Genomic DNA, 24449 nt, shown 5'->3' on the forward strand with positions numbered 1-24449 from the left:
CTCGATGTAACGGGGCGTTGAATTACAGGAAGAAATCCATGCGGAAGTAGATCGGCGCTTCGCGCTCGCTCATCACTGCCGGGCGTTCCAGGGAATGGGCAAAGGTCACGCTGGTGCTGACGTATTTGCCACGGGCGAACAGCTCCAACGAGTTGCTCGAGACCCGGCCATGCACGTTGTCGTTGTAGCGGCCATTGCTGATCACACCCTGGTCGTAGCCGACGCTGGCGCCGTATTCGGCAAAGGCCGGGCGCATCCAGTCCCAGGTCACCGGGCGCGCCCAGCGCACGTCGTTGCGCCAGTAGCCGCCGCTGTCGCCGGTGAGCTGCTGGTCTTTGAAACCGCGCACCGAGGCCGAGCCGCCGAGGCTCATGCGTTGGGGGCTGAACAGAATGTCTTCACTGCGTTGGCCGGTGGCCAGGCTGGAGAAACTGAACGACTCACCCCATAGAGTGAACGGCTGCAAGTAGCTGACGGTGGCGGTGTATTTGCGGTAGCGCGCGTTGGGCAGGCGATTGCCGTACTGATCGCGCTCGTTTTCAGCTTGGGCATCGAAGGCGCCGATGCCGTTCTGCATGCCCAAGTCGAGGTTGACGAAGGCATTGCCGATGCGGCGGCCGTGGTTGATGCCCAGTTGCAGCTCGCTGAGGCGGTTGCTGCTGGTTTCGAGGTGAGCGTCGTTGATGTAGTTGTTGGTGCGCAAATGGGCCAGGCCGACGTTGACCGAGGTCTTGCTGACGTCGTCGCGATGGATCACGCGCTCGGCGCGCAGTTGATGGTTTTCGTTGTCGCCGTTCTGCTTGAATTTGTAGTCGTCGGTCACGCCGTAAGTGCGGTAATCACTCTCGCTGTAGGTGTAGCTGAAGTTCCACCAGCCCCACGGCACGTTGTAATACAGCATGCTGTTTTTCGAGGTTTTCTGGTGGTCGCTGACGGCATCGTGGCCGCCGCGCAACACCAACTGGTCGGCCAGGCCCAGCGGGCTGTCCCACTCAAGGCCGGCGCCCCACTGCTGTTCGCCGGTGCTTTTCTGGCCGTCGTTATTGCGCGACAGGCTGGCGCGCCAGGGCTTTTGCGGGACGTTCTTGACCTGCACTTCACTGCCGCCCACCTGGCTGCCGGGGGTCAGTTCCATTTGCGCCTGCTTGGACGGCAAGCGATTCAACTGGTCCACCAACTGCTCGATTTCCCGCAGGTTGAGCTGCTCGCCGACCTTGCCGGGAAAGGCCATGGCCAGCTCGCGCGGGGACAGGTTGCTGCCGTCGGCGCCCTTCAAGCCTTCGAGCTTGCCTTCCACCACCAACACCTGGAGGTGGCCGGTGGAAAGGTCCTGCTGCGGCAAGTAAGCACGGCTGGTAACCATGCCTTTGTCGATGTAGTAGTCGGTGATCGACTTGAGCACTTGGTTGAGCTGGGAGACACCCAGGCACTGGCCGATATACGGCTTGAGCAGGCGCTCGCGGTCCGGTGCAGGCAGGCTGTCGGCACCCTTGAGTTCGATGTCTTTGATCGGGAAGCAACGGGTGTCGGCCGGGGTGGCAGGCGCTTCGGGCTTGGCTTCTTTGCCGGGCAGTTCCTTGAGGTCTTCAAGGCGCCGGCGCTGTTCTTCCAGCAGACGGTTTTGCCGGTCGCGGATCAGGTCCTGGTCGCCAGGCGTAGGCGCCGCCACCGCACTATTGAGTGCGAAGCAAGTCAGCAGGCAAACGCCCAGCAGCAGCCGAGTCCGTGGCAATAATAAAGACATGTTCGATCCGTCGAAAAAGCGGGGGCCGGCAAACTAACATCGAACTTCCGGTGGGCCAAGATTCTGGCTTAGTGGGAAGTTATGTTTAACAGGCATATAAGTTGCTGATTATTAACAACAAATAAATCATGCAACGTTTAATTGCTTGCAATTGGAATTTTTATTCCGACAAGCGGTAACAGTTTTGATACACCTCTAATGGTGGCGCTTACAATTGCCATTACTTGGCCATCAATGCGGTATCAAGACTGGTTAGTAGCCAAAAGATGAGAAAAGTTCGCGGTTATTTTGTGAATTGGATCCCATTTTTCGATATCCCGGTTAACCAACCTCCTTGGTCCGCTCCTGCCCCGCTACCAACTTCAGCCCTGGCCGCTCCACATGCCGGGACACATGGGCTGTCACTTCCTGCACGCCCCCTTCGTGGTCGTTATGAATCACCAGCACACCCGGGCGGCGCAGTTGCTCCAGGTCACCTTCCCCCAGGCTGAAGCTGTCGCTCAAATGCTGGTCGCTCAAGGCCTTGGCCGCCGAGCGCCGCTGGGCAAAGTGCTTGCCACGTCGCTGCTGGTAGCGTGCCCAACTGATCAGCACGACTGCGTTGAACACGGCGATCCACAGGTAGATCTGCAAGGTATCCAGCGCCGCGAAAATCGGCGCATCGATCCGCGGGCCGCCGTGGCTGTCGAGCATCGGCACCAGCCCGCGCACCAGCAGGATGATCAGCCCGGCCCAGGCCAGCAGGGTCAGGAATACGTCGATGGCCCACATCACCGGGCGCTGTTGGGTTCGGATCAGGTTCATGGCTGCACATCCGTAGTGGGGGCTTTGATACCGCGATCCGGGCTGACCCAGCGCGCGCGTTTCTGGTGTTGGCGGAACAACACTTTGGGGAAGCTGACCAGGGTGGTGAATAGGCTCACCAACCAGAACACCAGCGGGTACCAGACGGTCCAGAACAGGGTTTTCCACAGGCCCTTTTCATAGCGCCGGTCGATCATGATGCTCACCGCGAACTGCACCAGGCACACCACTGCCAGCAGCAGGCCGGTGAAGGCCGGCGGTATCAGCGAGTCGACGGCGATGGCGGCGGGCAGCGTCACCACCTTGCCCACCGCCCAGAAAATCACCGAGAGCAAAAAGGTGAAGGCCCAACCGGTGGACAGGCAGTACTCGAACAGCAGCGGCCACAGGTAGCGATGGCGCCATTGCCAGATGCCACGAATATTTTTGAACAGCACTTCAGCGCCGCCCTGGGCCCAGCGCAGGCGTTGCTTCCACAGGCCGCCGAGGGTTTCCGGCATCAGGATCCAGCACAGCGCGCGGGGCTCGTAGAAGATGCTCCAGTGGTCCAGTTGCAGCTTCCAGCTCACGTCGATGTCTTCGGTGATCATGTCGGTGCTCCAGTAGTCGACCCGGTCCAGGGCCGCCCGCCGAAACGCCACCACCACGCCGGAGACGGTGAAGATCCGCCCGAAGACCCGCTGGGTGCGCTTGATCAAGCCGATGATCGAAGAGAACTCGCCCACCTGCACCCGGCCGATCAAGGTGGAGCGCGTGCGAATCCGCGGGTTGCCGGTGACCGCCCCCAGGCGCGGGTTGTCGAGCATCGGCGCCACCAGGTACGCCGCGGTGTTCGGCGAGAGCAACGCATCGCCGTCGATGCACACCAGGTATTCGCTGCGCGCCGCCACTGCGCCCATGCGCAGGGCCACGGCCTTGCCCTGGTTTTGCGCCAGGTGCAGCACCCGCAGGCGCGGCTCTTTCAGGGCCAACGCATCGAGCACGGCGGCGGTGTTGTCGCTGGAGCCATCGTTGATCGCGATCACTTCGATGTTGCGGTATTGCTGGGCCAACGCGGCGCCGATGGTCTCGGCGGCGTTGTCGCCTTCGTTGTAGCAAGGGATCAGGATCGAGATCAGCGGCTCACCGGCCAGCACCGGCGTCGGCGTGTCATCCGCCCACGGCCAGTGGCGCTCCCAGTGCAGCCAGAAGTACAGGCCGCCGGCGATCCACAAGCCGGACATGAACAGTGGATAGAAGAAGACGAAGTCCATCAGGAACTGCCCGGTGACCAGAAAGATCAGGCCCAGGGGCACACCCAATACCAGCGACAACACGATAAGCGCGAGGATTCTGTCGAACATGAGTCAAGGATTCCACTGGTTGGAAAGGGCCGGACGCACGGTTTTCAGATCCGGCGAATTCTCCAGGAAGTTGTCGGGGTAGTAGCCAAAACTGGTCACGCCCTGACGCTTGAGCACGCCCATCCACTCGGCCATTTGTGCACCGTCCAGATCGGGGGCGGCCGAGGTACGCCAGTCCTTGGCTTGCAACTCGAAGACTGTGCGTTGCAGCGCGCCGGGGCGGGCCTTGACGGTGGCCACGAGCTTTTCCAGCCAGGCGTTGGAGCACTTGAGGTCCTGGCCTTCCATCAGCGGCATGGCCATCGGCGCAGTCCAGTCGTAGCTGGTGAGGAAGTCGTCGAGGTTCTGCGCGAACCAGGCTTCGCTGCCCGGGTTGAGCATCGGTTCGGCGAAGATATTGCGTGCAGTCTGCACCTGCGGGCCGCGCAGCTTGCGGACCTTGGCCGTCAGCTCATGGGTGAAGTCGATCAGGTAGCGGCTCTTGAAACGCGTCCAGCGGTGCATCACCGCAGGGTCGGCGCGCAGGGCTTCGATGGTGTCCGGCAGGCCATTGGCGGCGTAGGCCTTGAGCGCCAGCGGGCTGGCGTCTTCGAAGTCCGACAGCACCGCGTCGTCGTGGAACAGCACGCCGTCGATGGCACTGGTGCGCGCCAGGTCTTCGTAGATCTCACCGATGACCTGCCGCACTTTCGGATCGAACGGCGACAGGCGCTGGTACTGGTCCGGGTCGATGGCGACCTTGCCGGTTTGCGGGTCCCAACGGGTAACGCGGGGCAGCTTCGAATCGAGGGCGAAACTGAGCACCGGCATCCAGGCAAATACGTTCACGTGGGCCCGGGTGCGCAGTTGCCAGGTGACGCGGTTGAACAGGTCGGCGCGCACCGGCAAATGGCGGTTGGGGAAGTACAGCGAACGCACCAGGCCATCGCCCTTGGGGTCGGCGAAAGCCTGCAGGAACACGGTGCTGGCACCCATGTCGACCACGCGCTGGATCAGTTTGTCGAGGTTGCGCACCTGCTGTTCCGGGTCCGGGTCGTAGACGTTGTCCAGGTCCACATGCAGCACCCGCAGCGGGGCTTCAGTCTGGGTCGCGACGATGGCGTTGGCGTAGTGTTCGCCGTCCGGGTCGGAGGCCACCAGGAAGCGCGGGCTGCTCATCAGGTTGCCGAGGCTGTCGAGACCGTCTTCCAGGGTCAGGGCCATCTGGTAACCCTGCTCGCCCACCACCGCCAGCGAGGTGCCATCGGCAGCGCCGTAAGGCCACACCCACACGCGCGGCGCCTTGCCGGTGACGGCGCGGATCTTGTTGGAGATCGCCGTCACGTCGGTGCGCATCCGCGCCTGGAACTGGGCTTCGGTTTCGTAGCGATGGGTCGCCGGGTCAAAGCGTCGGGTGGTGGCGGCCGGTTGCAGGTTGCCCTGTGGGTTGGCCAGCACGCCCTTGTGATTGGCGTCGGTGTGCGCGGCGATTTCCACCAGGCCGGACTGGGCGATTTCGCGCACCTGCTGCCAGGTCAGGAAGTCCGAACGCGGCCGAGGTGTACCGGCGAAGTCCACCGGCTGGTTCAGCGGCGTATCCACCCACGAACCCACCGGCGCCAGCAGCGCGTGCCAGTTGTAGCTGCGCAGGATCGGCATCACACGGGTGTAGAAGCTCGCGTAGCCGTCATCGAAGCTGAGCATGATCGCCTTCGCCGGCAACTCCGGGCCGCCGTTGCGGGCCGCCAAAATCTGGTCGACGGTGACGGGCTGGTAGCCGTTTTCCCGCAGCCACGCCAACTGCTCGATCAAACGTTCGGTGCGCACGGCCACGACAGCCTGATCGGGGTCGCGGTCCTCGATGTCGTGGTAGGCGATACCGAGGAAATGGTTCTTCGGCCACGCCGCTTCGCTGGCAGGCTTGAGCCGCTCGGCGGGTGGGGTGAAAGGTGCGGGTTGCTGGGCGCAAGCGCTGCTCAGCATTAACCCCAGGGCCAACAGGCAACGGGACAAGACGGGCATGATCGGACTCTTCTAGAAGCGGTAGGTGAGGTCGACGATCAGGCGCAGGTCGCTTTCGCGCTCACCGTCATAAGGTCGGCTGATCCAGCTGAGGTTGGCGCCGGTTTCGAGCACGTCGTTCCAGCGAAACCGCTGGCCGTAGCCCACCAGTGCAACGCCGCCGGTACCGTAGTCGCGCTGGCTGTAGGTGCCCGCCCCCACCTGGAACTGCTGGCTCCACTGGGTTTCGTAGCGGTGGTAGAGCACGTGGTTGACGGTGGCCGTGGGCAGCACGCTGAAGTCCGAGCGCGGGTTGAAGTACGGCGTGTCTTCCTTGGTGTTGCGGCTGGTGCCGACTTCCAGGCCCAGGTCGACTTGCACCCCCGGCGAGCTGTACACGCCCTGGCGACCGGTGAGCAGCGCTTCAAGGCGGTTGTTGCCGTCGCTGAAGTGGGACGGGCTCAGGGCCAGTTTCCATTCGCGGCTTTCGTTGGCGCGCCAGCGGATAAACCCGCTGCCGCCGTTGGCAGTAATGTCGGCATTCAGTGCCCGCAGCGGGGTGCTCGCGGAGAGGTAATCGAGACTGCCGCCGTACTGCCATTGGTCATTGATGTCGCGGGCAATCGCGATGCGTGCGCCCTGCTTGTCGCCAAAGCCGTAGGAGTGGTTGGAGACCTCGGCTTCGAGGGTCATGTCGCGGGTGCGCCGCTCTACACCGAGGCGCTGCCAACGGTGTTGGCCGGTGCCTTCTTCGAAATCGGCGGTGGCGTAGCCGGCCCCGCCAAACACGCGCCAGTCTTCATCGATGGGCGGGCTGTAGAGCAAGGTTTCGATGCCGAAATCGCGGCTGCCGGACACCGCGCCCGCGCCGTTATCGCCGCCGCCGTTGCTTTTGCCGGTGTAGGCCTCGACGCGCAATTCGGCCATGTCGTGCACATCCCGCAGGCGGCTGAGGCGCTGTACCTGGCGGTTGTCCGGGGCGCGGTCGACCACGTCATCGGTGAGTGCATCGAGCTGACGCCATTCCTGCAGATCGAGGGCAGTGTGGCCTTGGGAAACCTCCAGGCCGATGTCGCGCGGGGCCTGGGCTTCGGTTTCCTTGAGGGTGTTTTCGGCGCGCCGTGGCCAGTCGCGGGCACGGTACATATCGGCCTGGGCCAGGCGCAGGCCGATATTGCCCGGGGCCTGTTGCACCAGGGCTTCCAGGCCTTTTTCGCTGGCGGGCAGGTCGGCGCCATAGGTGCCGGCCTGGGCGGCCAATTGTTGGGCGTCCATCCAGGCGTCGTTGGGGTTGCCGATGGGCAAGCCCTTGAGCTCGACCCGGGGTTTCTGGGTGCTCGCCAGGTTGTCGGCGACTTCGCGAGCTTCCACCACTTGATCGTTTTCGAGCAGGGCGTAGAACAGCGCGGTGCTGTCTTCGACGTGATCGCCGGCGTCCGCATCGCTTGCCGCCAGGGCCTGGCGATACAGCGGCGCGGCCTTTTCCGGCTGGCGCTGGTCGAGGTAGGCGGCAGCGACCCAGCGCAGGGCGTAGGTCGGCAGTTGCACGCCTTCGCCCTTCAGCACTTCGTAGTCGCGGATCACCTCGGCGGTGCGCGCCCGGGCTTTCAGCGCGCCCAGACGGTCGATGCGCCAGCGCACCACGTCGTCATGGGCGTTGGCATCCGGTGTCCAGGTGGTGAGCAGTTGGTCGTAATCCTTGAGGGCACGGTCGGCGATGACGTAGCGCTCTTTTTCACTGCGGGTCGCGAACTCGGCCATGCGCACGCGCTCGGCGGCCAGGTCGCCTTCGAGGCGGCGTTGGGTGACCGGGTCCAACAGGCCAGGGCGCCGGGCAGCGAGGCGCAGGGCCGGTTCCGGCAGGCGCGCACGTTGCAGGGCGACGATGTATTCGCGGGCGACTTCAGGTTTGTTGCCGGCACGCATGAACGCCTGGTCGAATTCGAACAGCGCGTCATAGGTAGAACCGGCACGGGTCAGTGCGTAACCCAGGGCCATGCGGCGGTCGGCGTCGTCGGGCTTGGCGGCCACCAGGGCGCGGGTGCGCTGCACCGCTTCAGCGGTCTGGCCGGCGTCCGCCTGGGTCAGGGCCAGGCCGAGTTGCAGGTCCGGGTTATTCGGCTCGCGCAGCAACGCCTGGCGATACACGGCAATCGCCGGTTCCCAACGCTGCTGGTTGCGATAGGTGCGGGCGACGGTGGCCAGCGCCTGGGTGGTGAGGGTGCGTGAGCGGCCCTGGGCCTCGTAGACCGTCAGCACCTCGGCGTCCTGGCGCGCCCAGCTGGCAATCAACAGGTGATCGCTGACCTGCCCCGGCGTCTGGCGCTCGGCGGGCATTTGGCGCAACAGGTTGAGGGCCGGACCATAGTTGCCACTGCGGGCCTGGTTGATCAGCGAATCATAGGCCGCATCGGCCGATGCCACGACGGGCCAGAGCAGTTGGCTGCACAGGGCCAGGCGGATAAACGGATGAATATTACGCGACATGTCGTCAGCTTCCTCACCAGGGAAAGCTGTAGCGATAAGTTCACCTGCACGACACTCCAGGCGGCCGGCATCTGATGACGCGGCCAAGCTTTCCCGGGGCGCAATATCCTTGAGGGGGGTACAAAAAAGGCCAATTCAGAACAATTGTTCAGAATTGGCCTACATCATTTTGAGCCGAGTCTTATTGAGCGCCGCTGACCGCGCCGAACTTGCCCAGCACAAAACCAATGAATTGCTCGACGGTCATTTTCTGGCCGTTGAAGGTCACTTCATTGTTGGCGTAGTGCAGCTTGGACACGATATCGGTACCCACCAGGGTCGCCAGTTGAGTACCCACGGCCATGCCGCTGATCATCTCGCTGGCCATCTGGGATTGCTGCTCGATGGCTTTCGGGTCGGTCACACCACCGATCTGCGCCTGCAGGCCGGCAACGTCCTGGATCATCGGCTTGGACAGGGTCAGGTTGGCGTCCAGCAGCGCAACGATTTGCTTGCCCAGTTCAACCGGCGGCAGGTCCATGCTCGACGGCTTGGCGAAGTCCGCCACCAGGTTGAAGCGGCTCTCGCCATTGGTGGTTTTCAGCGACAGGTTTTCTACCGCCACTTGCGGCTTGGCAGCCAGCAGTTGGTCGACGTTGGCCTGGGCCAGGGTCTGCTCGGCTTCGGTCAGTTGCAACTCAGGCACGGGCTGGCCAGCAGCGGCAGCGGCCTGGGCCGGCTGTACTTTTTCCTGGTAGAGCTTGGTCAGTACCAGCATCGACGGGATGTCGACGTTCTTCATGCTGACGGCCATGGCCGCCGAGCCCACGGGCTTGCCCTGGTAACCGATCTCGTCGATCTTGTAGTCGACGCGGCCGGCCAGGTTGTTGTCCTTGGTTTCGCTGCTGTCTTTCTGCTCAAAGTTCTTGAGAGTCAGCACTGCTTGCTGCGGGCCGAAGGTGACCTTGGTGTTGGTCAGCTCGACGGTGTTTTGCCCGGTGTAGAAACCGAAGGTGGTTTTTTCCAGGTTGCTGGCGATGGTCAGGCCGCTCAGCTCCGCATCCAGCTTGGCGTTGTTGGCATCGATGACCGAGACCTTGAGGCTGTCCATGTAGCCGCTGGCCTTGACCTTCTTGCCTTCGGCGGTGGAGTCGAAGTCGAGGTTGGCGCCGGAGAAGCTCACGGCCGACTTGTCGTCCTTGAGTTCCAGGGGCAGCAGTTCAACGTTGCCGGTCACCGAGCGGTCATAGCCGATGTTGGCCACGCCTTTGAGGGGCGACACGTCCTTGCTGGCAGCGAACCATTTTTCGGTGGTGGGGTTTTTCTCGAGTTCGTAGTGACTGGTGGCCATGACCGGCAGCCACTTCAGCGACACCAGGCGCGAGAACGGCAGCGGGCCGTGTTCGATATGGTCGACGAACAGCAGTTCGGTGTCCTGATGATTTTCGCCGAACACCGCGCCCTGGGCCTTGAGGCGATAGTGGGCGGTGCTGCTGAACAGCTGACGGTCGAGGGAGACCAGTTCGAGGGTCACAGTGCCGTCGACACCGGCCATGGAGGTCTGCAGTTCCTTGTTGGCGTCCTGGATGGCGGTTTGCAGCACCGGCTCCAGTTGCTTGCCGGTGTACCAGGCACCGCCTGCGCTGATTGCACCAATGGCGACGACGATACCCAAGAGAACGACTGCTGGCTTATTCATGTAGTGACCTGATCAAATCCTGTGAAGTGGGCTGTCTTCCCTGAACCCCGAAGGGTGTCGGCTCAAGCCCGCCGAAATCCGGGGAAGATTAGCATTGGCTGGCGTATGCAGCCCAATTTTTCAATAGGCGCAGACTTCAGCGCTGAACGGTAAAGTGCCTTCGCGAGCAAGCCCGCTCCCACATTCGACTGCATTCCAAAGATGGAACTCGATCGAATGTGGGAGCGGGCTTGCTCGCGAAGGCGTCAGTACAGACACCACAGATTTCAGGAATACTCGGTTTCGATCTCATCAAGTTGATGGTCGAAGCTCTTCAGCCGTGCCGTCCACGTATACACCAGCACCTCAAACTCACGGTGAATCACTGCATTGCCCGGCGTATCCGACTTGGGATCATAAAAATCCAGCTGGTAACGCTCCCGCGCCATCGCAGTGGCCACGTCGGATAATTCCCGGGCGTTATTCAGCCAATGCCGTCCGTCGGCGACTTGCCGATCAAGCATCACGCATTGTTTTTTCAGGGCTTCGAGGCTTTTTTCCAGCGGTGTGCCGGTCAGTTCGCCCATGACTTCCTGGAAGGTGCGCCCCGGCTGCCAGTAGCTGCCCCAGAAGTAGCGGTCGAACACTGTCTCGACCCGACGCAGGGCAACCTTGGTGTCCCAGATCGCCACGCGGGTCTTGCCTTGTTCGAGCAGTCTTCGCTTGATTCGCTGGCCCTGGTAGGAGGCCCAGGCCACCACGCCGATGGACAGCACCGCGATCAGCGCGCTGGCGCTGTCGAGGAACACCATGGCCTTGTCGATTTGATGGGCCAGCATGATGCCGTAGAAGTAAGTCGCCGATAGCAACACCAGTGCGAAGAACACGCACCAGAAAGCGGGAGCATAAGGGTTTTTCATTATTGGAATCCCCATGAGCAAACGCGAGCAGTGACCAGCGGACCATCACGTAAGTCCGCCTGTCAAAGCATAGCAATCAGCTCAGGGTTTGCTGGCTTGTGTGGCTTGCGTTCGTCCACTTTCCCAGCCGCCGCCCAGGGCCAGGAACAAATCGATCTGGCTCATGGCAACCTGGGTGTTCGCCGCGGCCAGTTGCGCCCGCACGTCGGTGTAGGTGCGGGTGGCTTGCAGGTCGGCCAGGAACGACGCGCGGCCGGCCTGGAAGAACCGGTGCGTCTGCTCCGCCGCCTCTTTGGCCGACGCGCCGGCATCCGCCAGGGCATCGCGGCGTTGCAGTTGCGCGGTGTATTGCGCGAGGCCCGTCTGAGTTTCACGGATAGCGTTGAGCACCACCCCGTCGAAGTGCGCCAGGGCGCCCTGGGTCGCGGCTTCGGCTTCGTGGATGCGGGCGCGGGCGCCGTTGGTCGGCAGCGTCCAGCTGATCAGCGGGCCAAAGCCCCAACGGTTGGTGGCCGGCGTGCCGAGGTCATCCAGGATGCCGACGGTGCCCACGGTGGCGCCGATACTGATGTCCGGGTACAGCGCGCCGGTGGCCACACCGATGCGCGCGGTGGCCGCCGCCAGTTGGCGTTCGGCCTGGCGCACGTCAGGGCGACGCTTGAGCAGCGTGGCGCCATCGCCCACCGGCAGCAGTTGCGCGATGTGCGGCAGTTCGGCGCATTGGGCAGTGCCGGCCGGCAGTTGATCCAGCGGCCTGGCCAGCAACATCGACAGGCGGAACAGCCCGGCCTGGCGCAGTGCTTCATAGCGCGGCATTTCGGCGCGCAAGGATTTGTATTGGGTTTGCGAACGGGTGACCTGGGTTTCATCACCGCGCCCGGCATCCCGCAGGCGCTGGGTCAGGTGCGTGCTCTGGGCTTGCAGGTCGAGGGACTCGTTGGCGATCGCCAGCTCTTCGTTGGCCGCACACACCTGGGTGTAGGAGCGCACCACGTCCGCCACCAGGGTGATACGGGCGATATCGGACGCCGCCTGGGCCGCATCGGCAGTGGCCTGGGAGCTTTCAATGCCGCGCTGCAAGGTGCCGAACAAATCGAATTGATAGGAGGTGCTGATACTGGCGCTGCCGATATTCGCCACCGGGACTTTTTCCGTCAGCAAATAGGCCTCACCCGATTCTTGCAGGCGCTGGGCTTCGGCCTTGGCGCCGGCACTCCAGCCGCCGGCCGATTCGGCTTGCTGCACCTGATAGCGCGAGCGCTGCAAGTTGGCCGCAGCCACCCGCAGGTCGGTGTTGGAGGCCATGGCCTGCTCCACCAGCTTATCCAGGCGCGGGTCCTGGTAGAGCTTCCACCAGTCCGCCGGCACCGGCGCCGACACCACATTGCTGCCCTCCCCGGCCAACTGGCCCTGAAGGTCACCGCGGTTCACGGCCGCCTTGTCCGGCAGCTTGTAATCGGGCCCCACCACTTGGCAGGCCGACAGCAACAACCCCAGCCCGGCGGTTGCTAAAAGCCGTTTCATGGCTTGTTCTCCGACTTGGGTTGGTCGTCGATGATCGACACGGTGGCGGTGCGCCCGGCAATCATGCGGAAGTCCGCCGGCACATCGTCAAACGCAATGCGCACCGGAATCCGCTGGGCCAGGCGCACCCAGCTGAACGCCGGGTTGACGTTGGGCAGCAGGTTGGAGCCGCTGGTGCGGTCACGGTCTTCGATACCGGCGACGATGCTCTGCACATGCCCGCGCAGGCGAGCGTTGTCGCCGATCACGCGGATGTCGACGCTCTGGCCGACGTGAATGCCGTCGAGCTTGGTCTCTTCAAAGTAGCCGTCGATGTGGAACGAGTTGCTGTCCACCACCGACAACACCGGACGCCCGGCGGTCACGAACTCCTGGTTACGCGGCGCACGGTCGTTGATGTAGCCGTCCACCGGGCTGCGGATCACCGAGCGGTCCAGGTTGAGTTGCGCGGCATCCACCGCCACTTGCGACTCGGCCAGGGCCGATTGGGCACGGGCGACGCGGGACTGGCTTTCTTCCAGTTGCTCGCTGGCCACCAGGTTGCCGAGGCCACGGTTACGCTTGTTCTCGCGCACGGCCTGGGCCAGGGTTTCCTGACGGTCGGCCACGGCGGCCTGGGCCTGGCGCAGGGCCAGCTTGAAACGGTCCTGGTCGACGGAGAACAGCACCTGGCCGCGCACCACCAACTGGTTATCGCGCACGTCCACTTGCTGGATCAGCCCGGACACGTCCGGGGCGATCTGCACGATGTCGGCACGGATGTGGCCGTCACGGGTCCACGGCGCGAACATGTAGTACATCACCATGCGCCACACCACGACGCAGGCGAAGGTCACCACCAGTAACGTCAGGACTACACGGCCAATGGTCAAAAAAGGTTTTTTCATGTCATGAGGTATCGACTGAGTGAATCCACTGCGCCCAGCAACAGAGCGTAGAGACCCACATTGAACAATGCCCGGTGCCAGACCAGGCGATAGAAGTGGACGCGGGTCAACAGCCCGTGCACCACCAGGTACAACACATACGTAATGCCCATCAGCACCAGCAGCGTGGGCAGGAACACCCCGCTGATATCCAGATCACCGATCATAAAGGCGCTCCATCGGGTAACGGCGCTTCCATCTCTGTGCCGCCAAGAAATTCCACGCCGGGCAACAGCGCCAGGCGCAAGCCGCTGAGGGCGTGCAACAAATGCAGGCGGGTTTCGTCCTCGCCTTGCAGGCCCTGGCCGTTGAGGGCGCGGCGGGTACGGTCGAGGGTCATCAGCAGACCGCTGGGGGCCGGCAGACGTTCACCGGCCTTGAGGCAGGCCTTGAAGTAACCGCCGACGCCTTCCACCACCTGGTTCAACAACACCCGCGGCACCCCGAGGATGCGCGGCGAGTACGCCAGCAGGTCCAGCAGGTTCAGCGCCACCCGCACTTCGCGCAGGGCGATGCCGGTGTCCTGGCCGGTCATGGCCAGGCGCGGCAGGTGTTGCATCAGGCGGTCGAGCATTTGCACGCCCATCTTGCGGTGTTCGGCCAGGGTCGCAGGCTCGGTCAGGGTGACGATGTCGCGCCAGCTGAAACGGGTCAGGCGCTTGGCCGCAAGCTCAGCGCCGAACGGCCGGGCAATCAGGGTCCAGACAAAGGCGAACAACAGGCCCACCGGGCCCGCCAGGTTGGAGTTGGCAAAGGCCAGGAAGTCCGCGTCGTAGGCACCCTGGATGCTGATGAACGACGAGGTGTTGACCAGCGTCAGCAGCATGCCGAGGTAGAAACGCGGCTGTACCGTCAGCGTGCCGATGCAGATAAAGGGCACCGAAAACGCCAGCACCAGCATCGGGAAATCATGCAGGTTGGGCAGCACCAGAAACAGGTAGAGGCTGGCGAACAGCACCGACATCGCGGTCCAGAAAAAGAACCGGTAGATCTGCGGCGCCGGGTCGTCCATGGAGGCGAAGAAGCTGCAGGCCACCGCCGCGAGGATCACCGCGCTGCCACCGTCGGTCCAGCCCAGCAGGATCCACAACACCGAGGCGACGATGATCGCGGTGACGGTGGAAAACGCCGAGTAGAACATCAGGCCACGGTCGAGGAATGGCGTCAGCCGGCCCAGGCGCCAGTGGCGGTAAACTGCGCGCCAGCTGTCCTGGCTTTCGCACTGGATGGCGGCTTGCAGGCTGCGGCAGTCTTGCCACAGATCCACCCACTCGCCCAGGCGATACAGGGCGTTGGAGAACAGCAACTGATGGCGGTCATCCAGGGCGTCGGCATCGGGTTGCAGGGCTTCGATCTGGTCACGCAGGACACGCCAGCGTTCGAGGGGCGCATCCTTTTGCGTGCTGGCCAGCCACTCGTTGGCGGCGGTCAGCAGCGGCGTGAAGCGCTCGAGCAATTCCGGCGCGCGGTGTTCCAGGGCGTACACAGCGTCGTCCAGTGCGTCGATCACCGGCAGCAGGTGGATCATCCGCCCGCGCAGCTCCTTTGTATTGCGCACCGTTTGCGGCCGGGAGCCCTCGTGGGGCAGTTGGCCGATCATCAATTCCAGGGTGTTGAAGGTAGCGACCATGCCGCCTCGCAGGGTGCTGATTTCCTCGGGTTGCACGTTGCGGCTGAGGAAGCGCTGGCTGTAGACCTGGGCGTCGGCAAACCACTTGCTCACCGAGTCATCGAACACCGGCGCCAGGCGTCGCGGCCAGAACATCGCCCCCACCACCGCCGCCACGGCGATGCCGAGGAAGATCTCTTCGGTCCGCGCTTCGGCCACATCCCACACCGCCAACGGGTTATCCACCACCGGCAGGGCGATCAGCGGCAAGGTGTAGCCGGCCAGCATCAGCGCATAGCTGTTGGCGGTGCGCAGGTGCAGGGACAGGAACAGCAGAATCCCGGTCCACAGCGCGATCACCACCACCAACACGTAAGGCGTCTGCACAAACATCGGCACAAAAAACACCGCAGCGGCCGCGCCCATGAAGGTACCGACCGCCCGGTACAGCGCCTTGGAGCTGGTAGGGCCGACAAACGGGCTGGACACGATATACACCGTGGCCATCGCCCAATACGGACGCGGCATTTGCATCAGCATGGCGATGTACAACGCGATCATTGAAGCGGCGAATGTCCTTACGCCATAGAACCAATCCCTGGCCGGCGGCATGCCGGTAAAAAATCCGTTCAAGAACTCACAACCATGGGATGTTGATTGGCGCCTTCGAAGGCCCGCAGTACACGCAAAGCAGCTTCCAGGTCATCGGGGTCGATTGTCGCCAGCACCTCGCGGCGCAGGCGCACCAGTTGCTGTTCCACTGCCTGCACCAGCTCGCGGCCACGCGCGGTGAGGCTCAAGGCCTTGGCGCGGCGGTCGTGGATGTCTTCGGTGCGGCACACATAGCCGGAACTGCACAGCTGATCCAACAGGCGCACCAGGGACGGGCTTTCCATCCCGGCGGCCTGGGCTACCTTCACCTGGTGCACACCGTCGCCGAGGCGGCCGATCATCAGCAGCGGCACGGCGCAGGCTTCGGAGATGCCATAGCTGACGAGCGTGGTCTGGCAGATTTTGCGCCAGGTCCTGGCACCTACCACCATGCTGCTGCTGATGTTCATCTGGAGTTGTTCGAGGGTCTGGGACACTGGATTATTCGCATACAGTTAGTTTGCTAACTATCAATATGGTCGATGGATCCAATGCAGTCAAGTTTTGATACAAATTTGCGGATGGGTGGATGGCCCGTGGGCTAAGTAAAGCTGGTTTGGGGAAAGGTGGTTTGCTGTCAGCAACCGTCAGTCGCCTCACTCAGCTCACATGCGTCGTCAGGTATGCACGTTGTATATACTTCGTACATACCAATCTAGAGCATTCACTTATGTCAAAACTAGCCGTTTTCACCTTGAAGCTTGAGTCGGAACTACGCGACCAATTCATGGCCGAGTGCGAGGCTACCCACCGTCCTGCATCGCAAATCGTGCGAGATATGATGCGTCAGTTTGTCCAGGCCCAGCAGGAATCACGGGAGTACGACGCGTTCTTGCAGCGTAAAGTAGACGCCTCTCGCGCCTCGATACAGGCAGGCAGAGAGATTTCCAATGAGGATTTGGAAGCTGAGTTTTCTGCGAAACGTGCTCACGTAGATAATCAGGAATGAGGGTTGCCTGGACGCCGGAAGCGGCGCAGGACCGTAGGGATATCTGGGACTTTTTATTTGAGAAAAACCCACAAGCCGCAGCCGATATGGATCGACGCTTCAGCAGTGCAGTGCTGGGGCTGGCAAAACACCCAGAAATCGGCCCACTCGGCAGGATCACAGGCACACGCGAAGTCATTCCTCATCCAAGCTACCGCCTTGTTTACCAACTTGAGCCCGACGTAGTAAGGGTCGTGGCGCTTGTGCACACCGCTCGCCAATGGCCACCAGAGAAAGCAACCGCCTCTTGACGGCCTAGACTCCTCGCCCCTCTCTCAACCGCAAATTCAACTCATCCACCACCTCCGCCCAATCCGCGTCCTCCAGAATCTCTTCACGCAAAAACGCCCGCTGAGCCGGCGTCCAGAAAAAAGCATCCGCCAGGTGCAGTTCGGGTTTGAGTGGGGAGTGGACCGCGATGAACCGCTCGATACTGACCGGGTCTTCCGGCAAACCGAGCTGTTTGAACAACGATGGCAAGTTGTGGACTGGGGATTCCATGAGGCGTTCCTGGAGAGTAGGTTCACCTGAGTCTAGCCCCCCAGGCGAACATAAACCTCTCGGGTGTTGCGCAGATTAATCACAGCCCTCACGGTGCACGCCCGCTGGCGCGTTACACAGCACGAACAGCCGGGCCCGCGCGCCGCCGCCGTCCTGCTGGCTGAGCTGACGCCATCCGGCCGGCAACGGGGCAAACTCATCCGGCGGCTCCGCGGCGCTGATCAGCCATACACGCTGGATCTCGGCGGGTAACGCCGACAAGCGATCAAGGTAGATGCGCCCGCCATCCTGGTCCACCAGGGTGCCAAAACCATAGGCATTAGGCCGGGTGGACTTGCCGGCGGCGGTCGGCGGTGTGAAAAGCTGCAACTGGGCGTCGGTCTCATCGTAATAGACGTAGGGCAGGTACCACAGCATGTCGCTGATGACGATGCGGTCATCTTCCTGGTAGTTGCGATTGACGAACTCCACCACCACGTTGAACTGATCATGCTCATCGACGGTGGAGTTGGTCTTCACGCCCACCAGCTCGACCCCGACAAACAACACGAAGACTGCCGCCGCTGCGAGCGGCAGGCGCGGCGACAGACGGTCGACGGCCAACGCCACGATGATCGGCAAACTCATCGCGTAGGCGGTGAGATAACGCTCGATAAACACCGGGGAAATAAACGAAACCCCATAGACCAGCAGCACCGGCAGCATGAAAAAAAGCCCCAGCAGCCAGCCAAAGCGAAAGCGGCTTTGATCGCGCCAGGCAGTCACACCGACCAGCGCCATCAGCAATAACGGAAACACCACAAAGAGCGGTCGCCACAAGTGGTCGCCCGGGTCCTGAATGAGGAACTGCCACACCATCGACGGCACGGAATACAGGTTGACCGGGTCTTCCCAGCCAATATCACCGCCCACCTTGAGTTCTTCGGTGTGCTGCACCAGGCCCAGCAGATTCGGGAGCCAGGGCAAGTACAGCAACACAATGGCAACGTTGGCCAACCACCAGCCCGCACGCGTGACCAGGCGCAGGCCGCCGGCCCGTGGCTGACGCAGCAACAGCAGCCATGACCAATGCACCAGCACGCACAACGCGGTGAAATAGTGGGTGTAGAAGGCTGCCGTCATCAACAGCGCATAGGCCACCAGATAGCGCTTGCGCTCAGGCTGGCGGACCCAATACACCAAGGCCAGGGTGGCGGCCAGCAGCCACACGCCCAGCAGCGAATACATCCGCACTTCCTGGCTGTAGCGCACTGCCGTGGGCAGCAACGCCAACAGAATCCCGGCCAGCACCGCCGCGCGACGGGTCGCGACCAGCCTTGTCAGCCAGATTCCCAGGCCGACTGCGACCACACCGGGGATCGCACTCATGCTGCGCAGGGAGAAAATGCTGTCGCCGAACACCTCGATCCAGCCGCGCAGCATGCAGAAATACAGCGGCGGATGAACGTCATGTGCGGCGTGAAACCACAGGTCTTCCAGGGAATACTCGGCGAGCAGCAGGCTTGAACCTTCATCGCCCCAGATGGCGGAGGCGGTCAGGCCATAGAAACGCATGGCCATGGCCAACGCCACCAGCGGTACCCACCACAACCGAGCCAGCCAGCCGGCATTCTCCCATAGGCCAGGATTGAGCACGGGCAATGCCCCGGCCTTGTTGTCTTGTTCCGCCACAGAGCGTCGCACCTCTACTTCCTCACCCACTACTGAACCTGCGCTTGCGCGAACACCCGCCACTCTAGGTCAAAAGGCCTTGATTCGCCCGCTGTTTTGCATGGATTTGACCAACCATCCGCCAATCGGACAAATCTGAATTTTGCGCAGGACGTCTCCGACGCTTTCATCGGATCACGCTATGATTGCTGCCTTCCATGGATTCAGGATCAAGGACATTTCATGCGCATCGGTCTTCTGTCACCCCTGGCACTGGCATTGCTCGCCACCCTTCCCTTCCAGGCCCACGCCAGCGGCGATGACTCTTGCTACCCGGATTGGCGGGTGTCGCGCAACAGCCTGGACGTGTGCAGCAACCTGCCCTTCCTGAGCCCCGGCAATGACAGCCGGGTCAACCTGCGGCTGTTGCTGGCGGACAAAAACGTCATGCCGCTGGCGCCGAATGCCTTGGGCGAGCAGGACGTGTCCGAAGGATTTGGCCCGGTGCCCTTTCCGGTGTATCGGCTTATGCCGGCTGCGGATGAGCCCGACAACAAACCCGACGACTCGCGCACCGCCGAACTGGATGCACTGCTCAGCCCGCTGGGCATCAAGCGCGACGACGCCAAGACCGCCGGTGAAGCCTTCCTTTCCGGCGAAGGCAGCCGCTGCCGCAGCAACGCCGATGACAGTGCCGCCGCGTTTATCAGCCAGGTGGTGAAGGCCGATGTACCGCAGGCCGAGCGCCAGTTACTGGCCAAGCTGCGGCTGCAGATGCTCGGCAGTTGTTCCTCGGACGGCGTAGCGGCAGGCGAGGCCGACCAAATCAAATCGGCAGACGGCCAGGCATTGCTCACCTATCTGAAAGCCGCCGGGGACTTTTACAGCGGACGCTTCAGCGATGCGCAAAAAGGTTTTGCCGGGCTGACGAGCAGCTCGCTGCCCTGGCTGAAGGAAACAGCGCAGTACATGACCGCCCGCACCGCGCTGAACGACGCCCAGCAAAATGCCTTCGATGAATACGGCACACCGTCGCTTGAGCATGTGGATAAGTCTGCCCTGCAACGGGCCGAAAGCGCTTTCAACGACTACCTGAAAACTTATCCACAGGGCGAATACGCCGCCTCCGCCCGTGGCCTGTTGCGCCGGGTGCACTGGCTGGCGCCCAACCCCGACAAACTGGCGGACGACTTTGCCTGGCAACTGACCCAGGCCACCGATGCCCAGCGCAACGTGTCGCTGGATGAACTGGTGCAGGAAGCCGACACCAAGCTGCTGACCAGCACCACGTCACCTGTGGGCAACCCGCTGATCCTGGCCCTCAACGACCTGATGTGGATGCGTGCCGGCGAGCCGCCGAAGCTCAAGCGTGAAGCGCTCGATGCACAAAAAGCGGTGTTCGCGCAGGAGCCCGCGCTGTATGCCTACGTGCAGGCGGCGTTTGCCCTGAACGTCGAGCATCAGCCCGACCGTACCTTGAAGCTGCTGCCGCAAGACGTGCCGTCGAATCTCGACTACTTCGCTTTCAGCCAACAGACCCTGCGTGGCCTCGCGCTGGAAGCCAAGGAAGACTGGAAAGCCGCCGAAGCGCTGTGGCTGCAACTGCTGCCGCTGACCAAGCAACCGTTGCAACGTGACCAGCTGGAGCTGGCATTGGCGATGAACTACGAACGCAGCGGCCAGCTGGCCAAGGTATTCGCCGCCGATTCGCCGATCAGTGCCAAGCAGGTGCGCTATATCCTGCTGCGCAACGTCGCCGGTCCCGACCTGCTGCGCCAACAGCTTGCCCATGCCGAAGACCCGGTAGAGCGCCAGACCGCACAATTCACGCTGCTCTATAAAGACCTGCTGCGCGGCCAGTTCGAGACCTTTGCCGAGGACCTCAAGCAACTGCCCGCCTCGGTTCCCGATGACAAGCTCGGCACCAGCCTGGGCTACGTCTACAGCGGCGGCCAGTCGTTGAGACTGTTCCAGTGGAACGGTGACAAGGCCGAGTCCGGCTACACCTGCCCGAGCATCGCGCAAATCGCCAGCACCTTGCAGGCCGATCCGAAAAACCCGCAGGGCCTGAACTGCCTGGGGGAATTCGTCCTGCGTAACGGCCTGGACGGCATGCCCCTGGAACAAGCGCGCTCCGCCGGCAGCCTGGGCAGCACTGCCTCGCCCTTCAAGGGTGAAACCTTCTCGCGACTGGAGGGCTACAAGCGGGTGATCGGCAATCCCAAGGCACCGCGAAACGACAAGGCCTACGCGCTGTTTCGTGCCATCAACTGCTACGGACCTTCGGGCTACAACAGTTGCGGTGGCGAAGACGTCGACAAGAACGTGCGCAAAGGCTGGTTCCGCCAGTTGAAAACCGGGTTCGCCGACACCCAGTGGGGCAAGTCGCTGCAGTACTACTGGTAAGCCGTGAAGCGTTTCTGGCTGGCCCTGCTCCTGCTGGCAAGCCCGGCCTTCGGCGCGGTGGACGCCCGCGAACATGACGCGTTCTGGCTGTGGAGCGGCGTCGCGCCGCAGCCGGTGCTCAAGCAGGCGAAAACCCTGTACATCCTTCAGGGCCAGATCAACTCGACCCGCCGCGCGCCCCGGCGTGGCGTGCAATTCATCGCCCAGGGCATGAGTGTGCCGCGCATCACCCAGGGTGAAATCTGGGTGGTGTACCGCGCCCACACCCTGCACTGGCCCGAGTCGGTGTACAGCCAGATGCTCGGCCAGGTGCAACGCTGGCGGGATGCGGGCAATCCGGTGGTGGGCATCCAGATCGACTTCGATGCGCGCACGCAATACCTCGACGAATACGCGGACTTCCTGCGCGACCTGCGCCAACGCTTGCCCAAGGATCTACGCCTGAGCATCACCGGGCTGATGGACTGGAGCAGCAATGCCGACCCGGCCGCCATCGCACAACTCAAGGGCGTGATTGATGAAGTGGTGGTGCAGACCTACCAGGGCCGCCACAGCATCCCGGACTACGCGGCGTATCTGCCACGCATGAACCGGTTGGGGGTGCCGTTCAAGATTGGGTTGATTCAGGGTGGAGAGTGGGAGGAGCCGGGGTATTTGAAGGGCAGTGAGTGGTTTCGAGGGTATGTGGTGTTTTTGCAGAATCCTTGAATGCCCACAGTCCCTGGACTGTGGGCACTGGTATTAACGCCCTGCCGTCTGTTCCGGATACACCGACTCCCAGCCCCCACCCAATGCCTTGTACAACCCGACCATGGCCAGGGACACACTGGTGGAGCTTTCCACCCACTGCTCCTGGGTCGCCAGCAACGCACTTTGCACGGTCAGTACGTTGACGAAATCCACCACGCCTTCGACGTATTGATGCTGCGCCGTGGCAAGGGCGATCTGGTTCTGCCGCACGGCTTCGGCGAGGCTGTCGCGCCGCAGTTGGCTGGCGTTGTAGCGGGTCAGTTGATCGTCGATTTCATGCCAGGCCCGCAGTACGGTCTGCTGGTAGGCCAGGGCCGCTTCCTGTTGCTGGGCTTCGCGCAGATCGAGCATGCCTTGCAACCGGCCACCGTTGAAAATCGGCAAGCTCAGTTGTGGGCCGAAGGCGAATGCACGCGAACTCCACGAGCCGAAATCCGCCAGCTGCAACGCCTGGGAGCCCACGCTGCCGGACAGGGTGATGCGCGGGTAGAAGTCGCCCTTGGCCACACCAATGGAGGCGGTGGCCGCATGCAAGCGAGCTTCGGCCTGGCGGATATCCGGGCGGCGCTCGGCCAGTTGCGACGGCAGGCCGATGGCGACCTGGCGTTGGGTTTGCGGCACCGCAGCGTCCTTGGACAATTCGGCGTACAAGGCTTGTGGCGGTTCACCCATCAGCAGGCTCAGGGCGTTGATCAACTGGTCCTGGCGTTGCTGCAAATCCGGCAGGCGCGCCTCGATGGCGGCCACTTGAGCAGCGGCTTCGGCTACGTCCAGGTCAGTGGCGACACCGTCGGCCAGGCGCAGTTGCGAGAGCTTCAGGCTGTGGCGCGCCACCTCGAGGTTTTGCTCGGTGACGGCGCGGGTGTTTTGCACGCCGCGCAGCTGGATGTAGTCCTGGGCGGTTTCCGCCAGCACCGACAACAGCACCGCGCGGCGGTCGTTTTCGGCGACTTGCAGGGTGGCGTCGGCGGCTTCGGTTTCGCGTTTTACCCGGCCCCAGAAGTCCAGTTCCCAGGCGGCGGAGAAACCCATGTCCCACTGGTTGAACGCCGAGCGGCCGTTCTTGCCCGAGGCATCGCTCAAGCCATCGGCGCTGTTGCGCTGACGCAGGTAATCGCCGGTGGCGTTGACGGTCGGGTAGCGCTCGGCGGTGATCACCTGGCGCGCCGCGCGGCTTTGTTGCAGGCGGCTGCTGGCGAGTTTCAGGTCGAGGTTATCGGTCAGCGCGCGACGGGTAAGCGCGGTGAGCTGCGCGTCGTGGAACACTTCCCACCAGCGCTCTTCCAGCGGGTCGTTGACCGCGTGGCTGGCGGCTTGTCGGCCATGGGGCTCGGTCCATTGGCCGACGGGATTCTGCGGGCGCTGGAAGTCCGGGCCGACGGTGCAGGCACTCAGGGTGAGCAGGCTCAAGGTTAACCAGGCAAGGCGTCTCATTGCTGCGCCACCTCACGTTGCTGGGCGGCGGCGTGGGTGTCGACGCTGGCTTCCACCGACATGCCGACCCGCAGGCGCTCGGTCAACGCCTGGCCGGGCTCCAGGATGATTTTTACCGGAATACGCTGCACCACCTTGGTGAAGTTGCCGGTGGCGTTGTCGGGCTTGACCGAGGCAAATGTCACGCCGGTAGCTGGCGCCAGGCTTTCGAGGTGGCCCTTGAGCACTTCGCCGTCGAGGCTGTCGACCTTCACGTCCACCGTTTGGCCAGCGTGCATGTGGGATAACTGGGTCTCCTGGAAATTGGCCACCACGTAGGCCTCGGCCAGCGGTACCACGGCGAGGATCTTGCTGCCCGGCGTCACATAGGCGCCGACCCGCACCGCGCGCTCGCCGACCATGCCGTCCACCGGCGCGACGATGCGGGTGTACGACAGCTGATAGCTGGCCATTTCCAGTGCGGCCTGGGCACGTTTCAGGCCGCCCTCTGCCGCATCACGCTGGGCGCTGAGGATTTCCACCTGCTTGCGTTCAGCGGCCAGCACCGCCGTGGCATTCGCCAGGCGTGCGGTGGCCTGGTCAATACGCGTCTTGGCTTGCTGGGCGTTCTGTACGGTGCCGGCGCCTACACCCGCGAGGTGGTTGTAGCGGTTCAGTTCGTGTTCGGCAAACGCCACTTCGGCGCGATCCGCCGCCACAGTCGCCTGGGCCTGGGCGATCACCGAGCTTTGGCGCTCCAGGGTTGCCGTGGCATTTTTCAGCTGCGCCTGGGCCACCAGCGTATCGGCATCGGCCGCCTGGGCAGCGGCGCGGAAGTCACGGTCATCGATCAGCGCCAGCAACTGCCCGGCCTTGACCCGCTGGTTGTCTTCCACCAGCACTTCCTTGATGAAGCCGGCCACACGCGGCGCCACCAGGGTGTAGTCAGCGGCGACGAAGGCGTCGTTGGTGCTCTGGCGTTTGCTGCCGAACACACCCGGCGCCAGCAGGTAAACCAGCACACCTACGGCAAACACGGTGATGACGGTTACAGCGATTTTGTCTTTGCGTTTCATAACAATCCCTTTGGCTCAGT

The 24449-nt window shown here is 62.9% G+C and carries 20 protein-coding genes; 4 read left to right on the forward strand and 16 right to left on the reverse strand.

Features of this window, described 5'->3' with window-relative positions:
• Window positions 1-22 precede the first annotated feature (22 nt).
• From HX824_RS31315 to HX824_RS31370, 12 genes are all read right to left on the reverse strand, one after another.
• Window positions 23-1744: a ShlB/FhaC/HecB family hemolysin secretion/activation protein gene (locus HX824_RS31315; protein WP_177055996.1), complete on the reverse strand. Its 1722-nt coding sequence runs from the start codon at window positions 1742-1744 to the stop codon at window positions 23-25.
• 321 nt (window positions 1745-2065) lie between these two features.
• Entirely contained in the window at window positions 2066-2548 is a 483-nt protein-coding gene (pgaD, locus tag HX824_RS31320) for a poly-beta-1,6-N-acetyl-D-glucosamine biosynthesis protein PgaD (protein ID WP_003218178.1), read from the reverse strand.
• Entirely contained in the window at window positions 2545-3891 is a 1347-nt protein-coding gene (pgaC, locus tag HX824_RS31325; protein WP_177055998.1) for a poly-beta-1,6-N-acetyl-D-glucosamine synthase, read from the reverse strand. The genes pgaD and pgaC overlap by 4 nt, the downstream gene beginning before the upstream one ends.
• 3 nt (window positions 3892-3894) lie before the next feature.
• A complete protein-coding gene (gene pgaB, locus HX824_RS31330; RefSeq protein ID WP_177022635.1) occupies window positions 3895-5892 on the reverse strand; it encodes a poly-beta-1,6-N-acetyl-D-glucosamine N-deacetylase PgaB in 1998 nt (665 codons plus the stop codon).
• A 12-nt stretch (window positions 5893-5904) separates the two neighbouring features.
• Window positions 5905-8358 (reverse strand): poly-beta-1,6 N-acetyl-D-glucosamine export porin PgaA, encoded by a 2454-nt coding sequence (gene pgaA, locus HX824_RS31335; RefSeq protein ID WP_177022636.1) that lies wholly within the window; start codon window positions 8356-8358, stop codon window positions 5905-5907.
• Window positions 8359-8539: 181 nt separating this feature from the next.
• Entirely contained in the window at window positions 8540-10036 is a 1497-nt protein-coding gene (locus tag HX824_RS31340; protein ID WP_023659325.1) for a YdgA family protein, read from the reverse strand.
• 266 nt (window positions 10037-10302) lie between these two features.
• Entirely contained in the window at window positions 10303-10935 is a 633-nt protein-coding gene (locus tag HX824_RS31345) for a hypothetical protein (protein ID WP_003218188.1), read from the reverse strand.
• 81 nt (window positions 10936-11016) lie between these two features.
• A complete protein-coding gene (locus tag HX824_RS31350) occupies window positions 11017-12459 on the reverse strand; it encodes an efflux transporter outer membrane subunit (RefSeq protein WP_008433656.1) in 1443 nt (480 codons plus the stop codon).
• Window positions 12456-13346 (reverse strand): efflux RND transporter periplasmic adaptor subunit, encoded by an 891-nt coding sequence (locus HX824_RS31355; protein WP_003218191.1) that lies wholly within the window; start codon window positions 13344-13346, stop codon window positions 12456-12458. The genes HX824_RS31350 and HX824_RS31355 overlap by 4 nt, the downstream gene beginning before the upstream one ends.
• Window positions 13343-13552, reverse strand: coding sequence for a DUF1656 domain-containing protein (locus HX824_RS31360; RefSeq protein WP_003218193.1), 210 nt, complete (start codon window positions 13550-13552; stop codon window positions 13343-13345). Before HX824_RS31360 ends, HX824_RS31355 begins: the two co-directional genes overlap by 4 nt.
• Window positions 13549-15627, reverse strand: coding sequence for an FUSC family protein (locus tag HX824_RS31365; RefSeq protein WP_134325520.1), 2079 nt, complete (start codon window positions 15625-15627; stop codon window positions 13549-13551). Before HX824_RS31365 ends, HX824_RS31360 begins: the two co-directional genes overlap by 4 nt.
• Window positions 15624-16055, reverse strand: coding sequence for a MarR family winged helix-turn-helix transcriptional regulator (locus tag HX824_RS31370; protein WP_008433651.1), 432 nt, complete (start codon window positions 16053-16055; stop codon window positions 15624-15626). The genes HX824_RS31365 and HX824_RS31370 overlap by 4 nt, the downstream gene beginning before the upstream one ends.
• A 260-nt stretch (window positions 16056-16315) precedes the next feature.
• Between HX824_RS31370 and HX824_RS31375 the strand changes: the two genes are divergently transcribed.
• Both HX824_RS31375 and HX824_RS31380 read left to right on the forward strand, forming a co-directional pair.
• A complete protein-coding gene (locus HX824_RS31375) occupies window positions 16316-16594 on the forward strand; it encodes a hypothetical protein (protein ID WP_003218199.1) in 279 nt (92 codons plus the stop codon).
• The gene (locus tag HX824_RS31380; RefSeq protein ID WP_093203108.1) at window positions 16591-16884 is read left to right on the forward strand and encodes a type II toxin-antitoxin system RelE/ParE family toxin; all 294 of its coding nucleotides are present in this window, start codon (window positions 16591-16593) and stop codon (window positions 16882-16884) included. The genes HX824_RS31375 and HX824_RS31380 overlap by 4 nt, the downstream gene beginning before the upstream one ends.
• A 4-nt stretch (window positions 16885-16888) precedes the next feature.
• Here HX824_RS31380 and HX824_RS31385 read toward each other — a convergent pair whose 3' ends face one another.
• Both HX824_RS31385 and HX824_RS31390 read right to left on the reverse strand, forming a co-directional pair.
• Window positions 16889-17134 carry a DUF2789 domain-containing protein gene (locus HX824_RS31385; RefSeq protein ID WP_102605404.1) on the reverse strand — a complete coding sequence of 82 codons (246 nt, stop codon included), beginning with the start codon at window positions 17132-17134 and terminating at the stop codon, window positions 16889-16891.
• A 75-nt stretch (window positions 17135-17209) separates the two neighbouring features.
• The gene (locus tag HX824_RS31390; protein WP_177055999.1) at window positions 17210-18805 is read right to left on the reverse strand and encodes a glycosyltransferase family 39 protein; all 1596 of its coding nucleotides are present in this window, start codon (window positions 18803-18805) and stop codon (window positions 17210-17212) included.
• A 222-nt stretch (window positions 18806-19027) separates the two neighbouring features.
• Here HX824_RS31390 and HX824_RS31395 point away from each other — a divergent pair, with 222 nt between their 5' ends.
• The gene (locus HX824_RS31395) at window positions 19028-21190 is read left to right on the forward strand and encodes an outer membrane assembly lipoprotein YfiO (protein WP_177056000.1); all 2163 of its coding nucleotides are present in this window, start codon (window positions 19028-19030) and stop codon (window positions 21188-21190) included.
• A 3-nt stretch (window positions 21191-21193) separates the two neighbouring features.
• Window positions 21194-21898, forward strand: a complete 705-nt coding sequence (locus tag HX824_RS31400; RefSeq protein WP_177056001.1) for a DUF3142 domain-containing protein — start codon at window positions 21194-21196, stop codon at window positions 21896-21898.
• 33 nt (window positions 21899-21931) lie between these two features.
• Here the strand turns inward: HX824_RS31400 and HX824_RS31405 are convergent, their stop codons facing one another.
• Window positions 21932-23374: an efflux transporter outer membrane subunit gene (locus HX824_RS31405; RefSeq protein ID WP_177056002.1), complete on the reverse strand. Its 1443-nt coding sequence runs from the start codon at window positions 23372-23374 to the stop codon at window positions 21932-21934.
• On the reverse strand, window positions 23371-24429 hold the full coding sequence (locus HX824_RS31410) for an HlyD family secretion protein (protein ID WP_003218219.1): 1059 nt from the start codon (window positions 24427-24429) through the stop codon (window positions 23371-23373). Before HX824_RS31410 ends, HX824_RS31405 begins: the two co-directional genes overlap by 4 nt.
• Window positions 24430-24449: the final 20 nt, after the last annotated feature.

Origin of the sequence: Pseudomonas sp. D4002, from assembly GCF_013385665.1 — a bacterium.
Taxonomy (GTDB): domain Bacteria; phylum Pseudomonadota; class Gammaproteobacteria; order Pseudomonadales; family Pseudomonadaceae; genus Aquipseudomonas.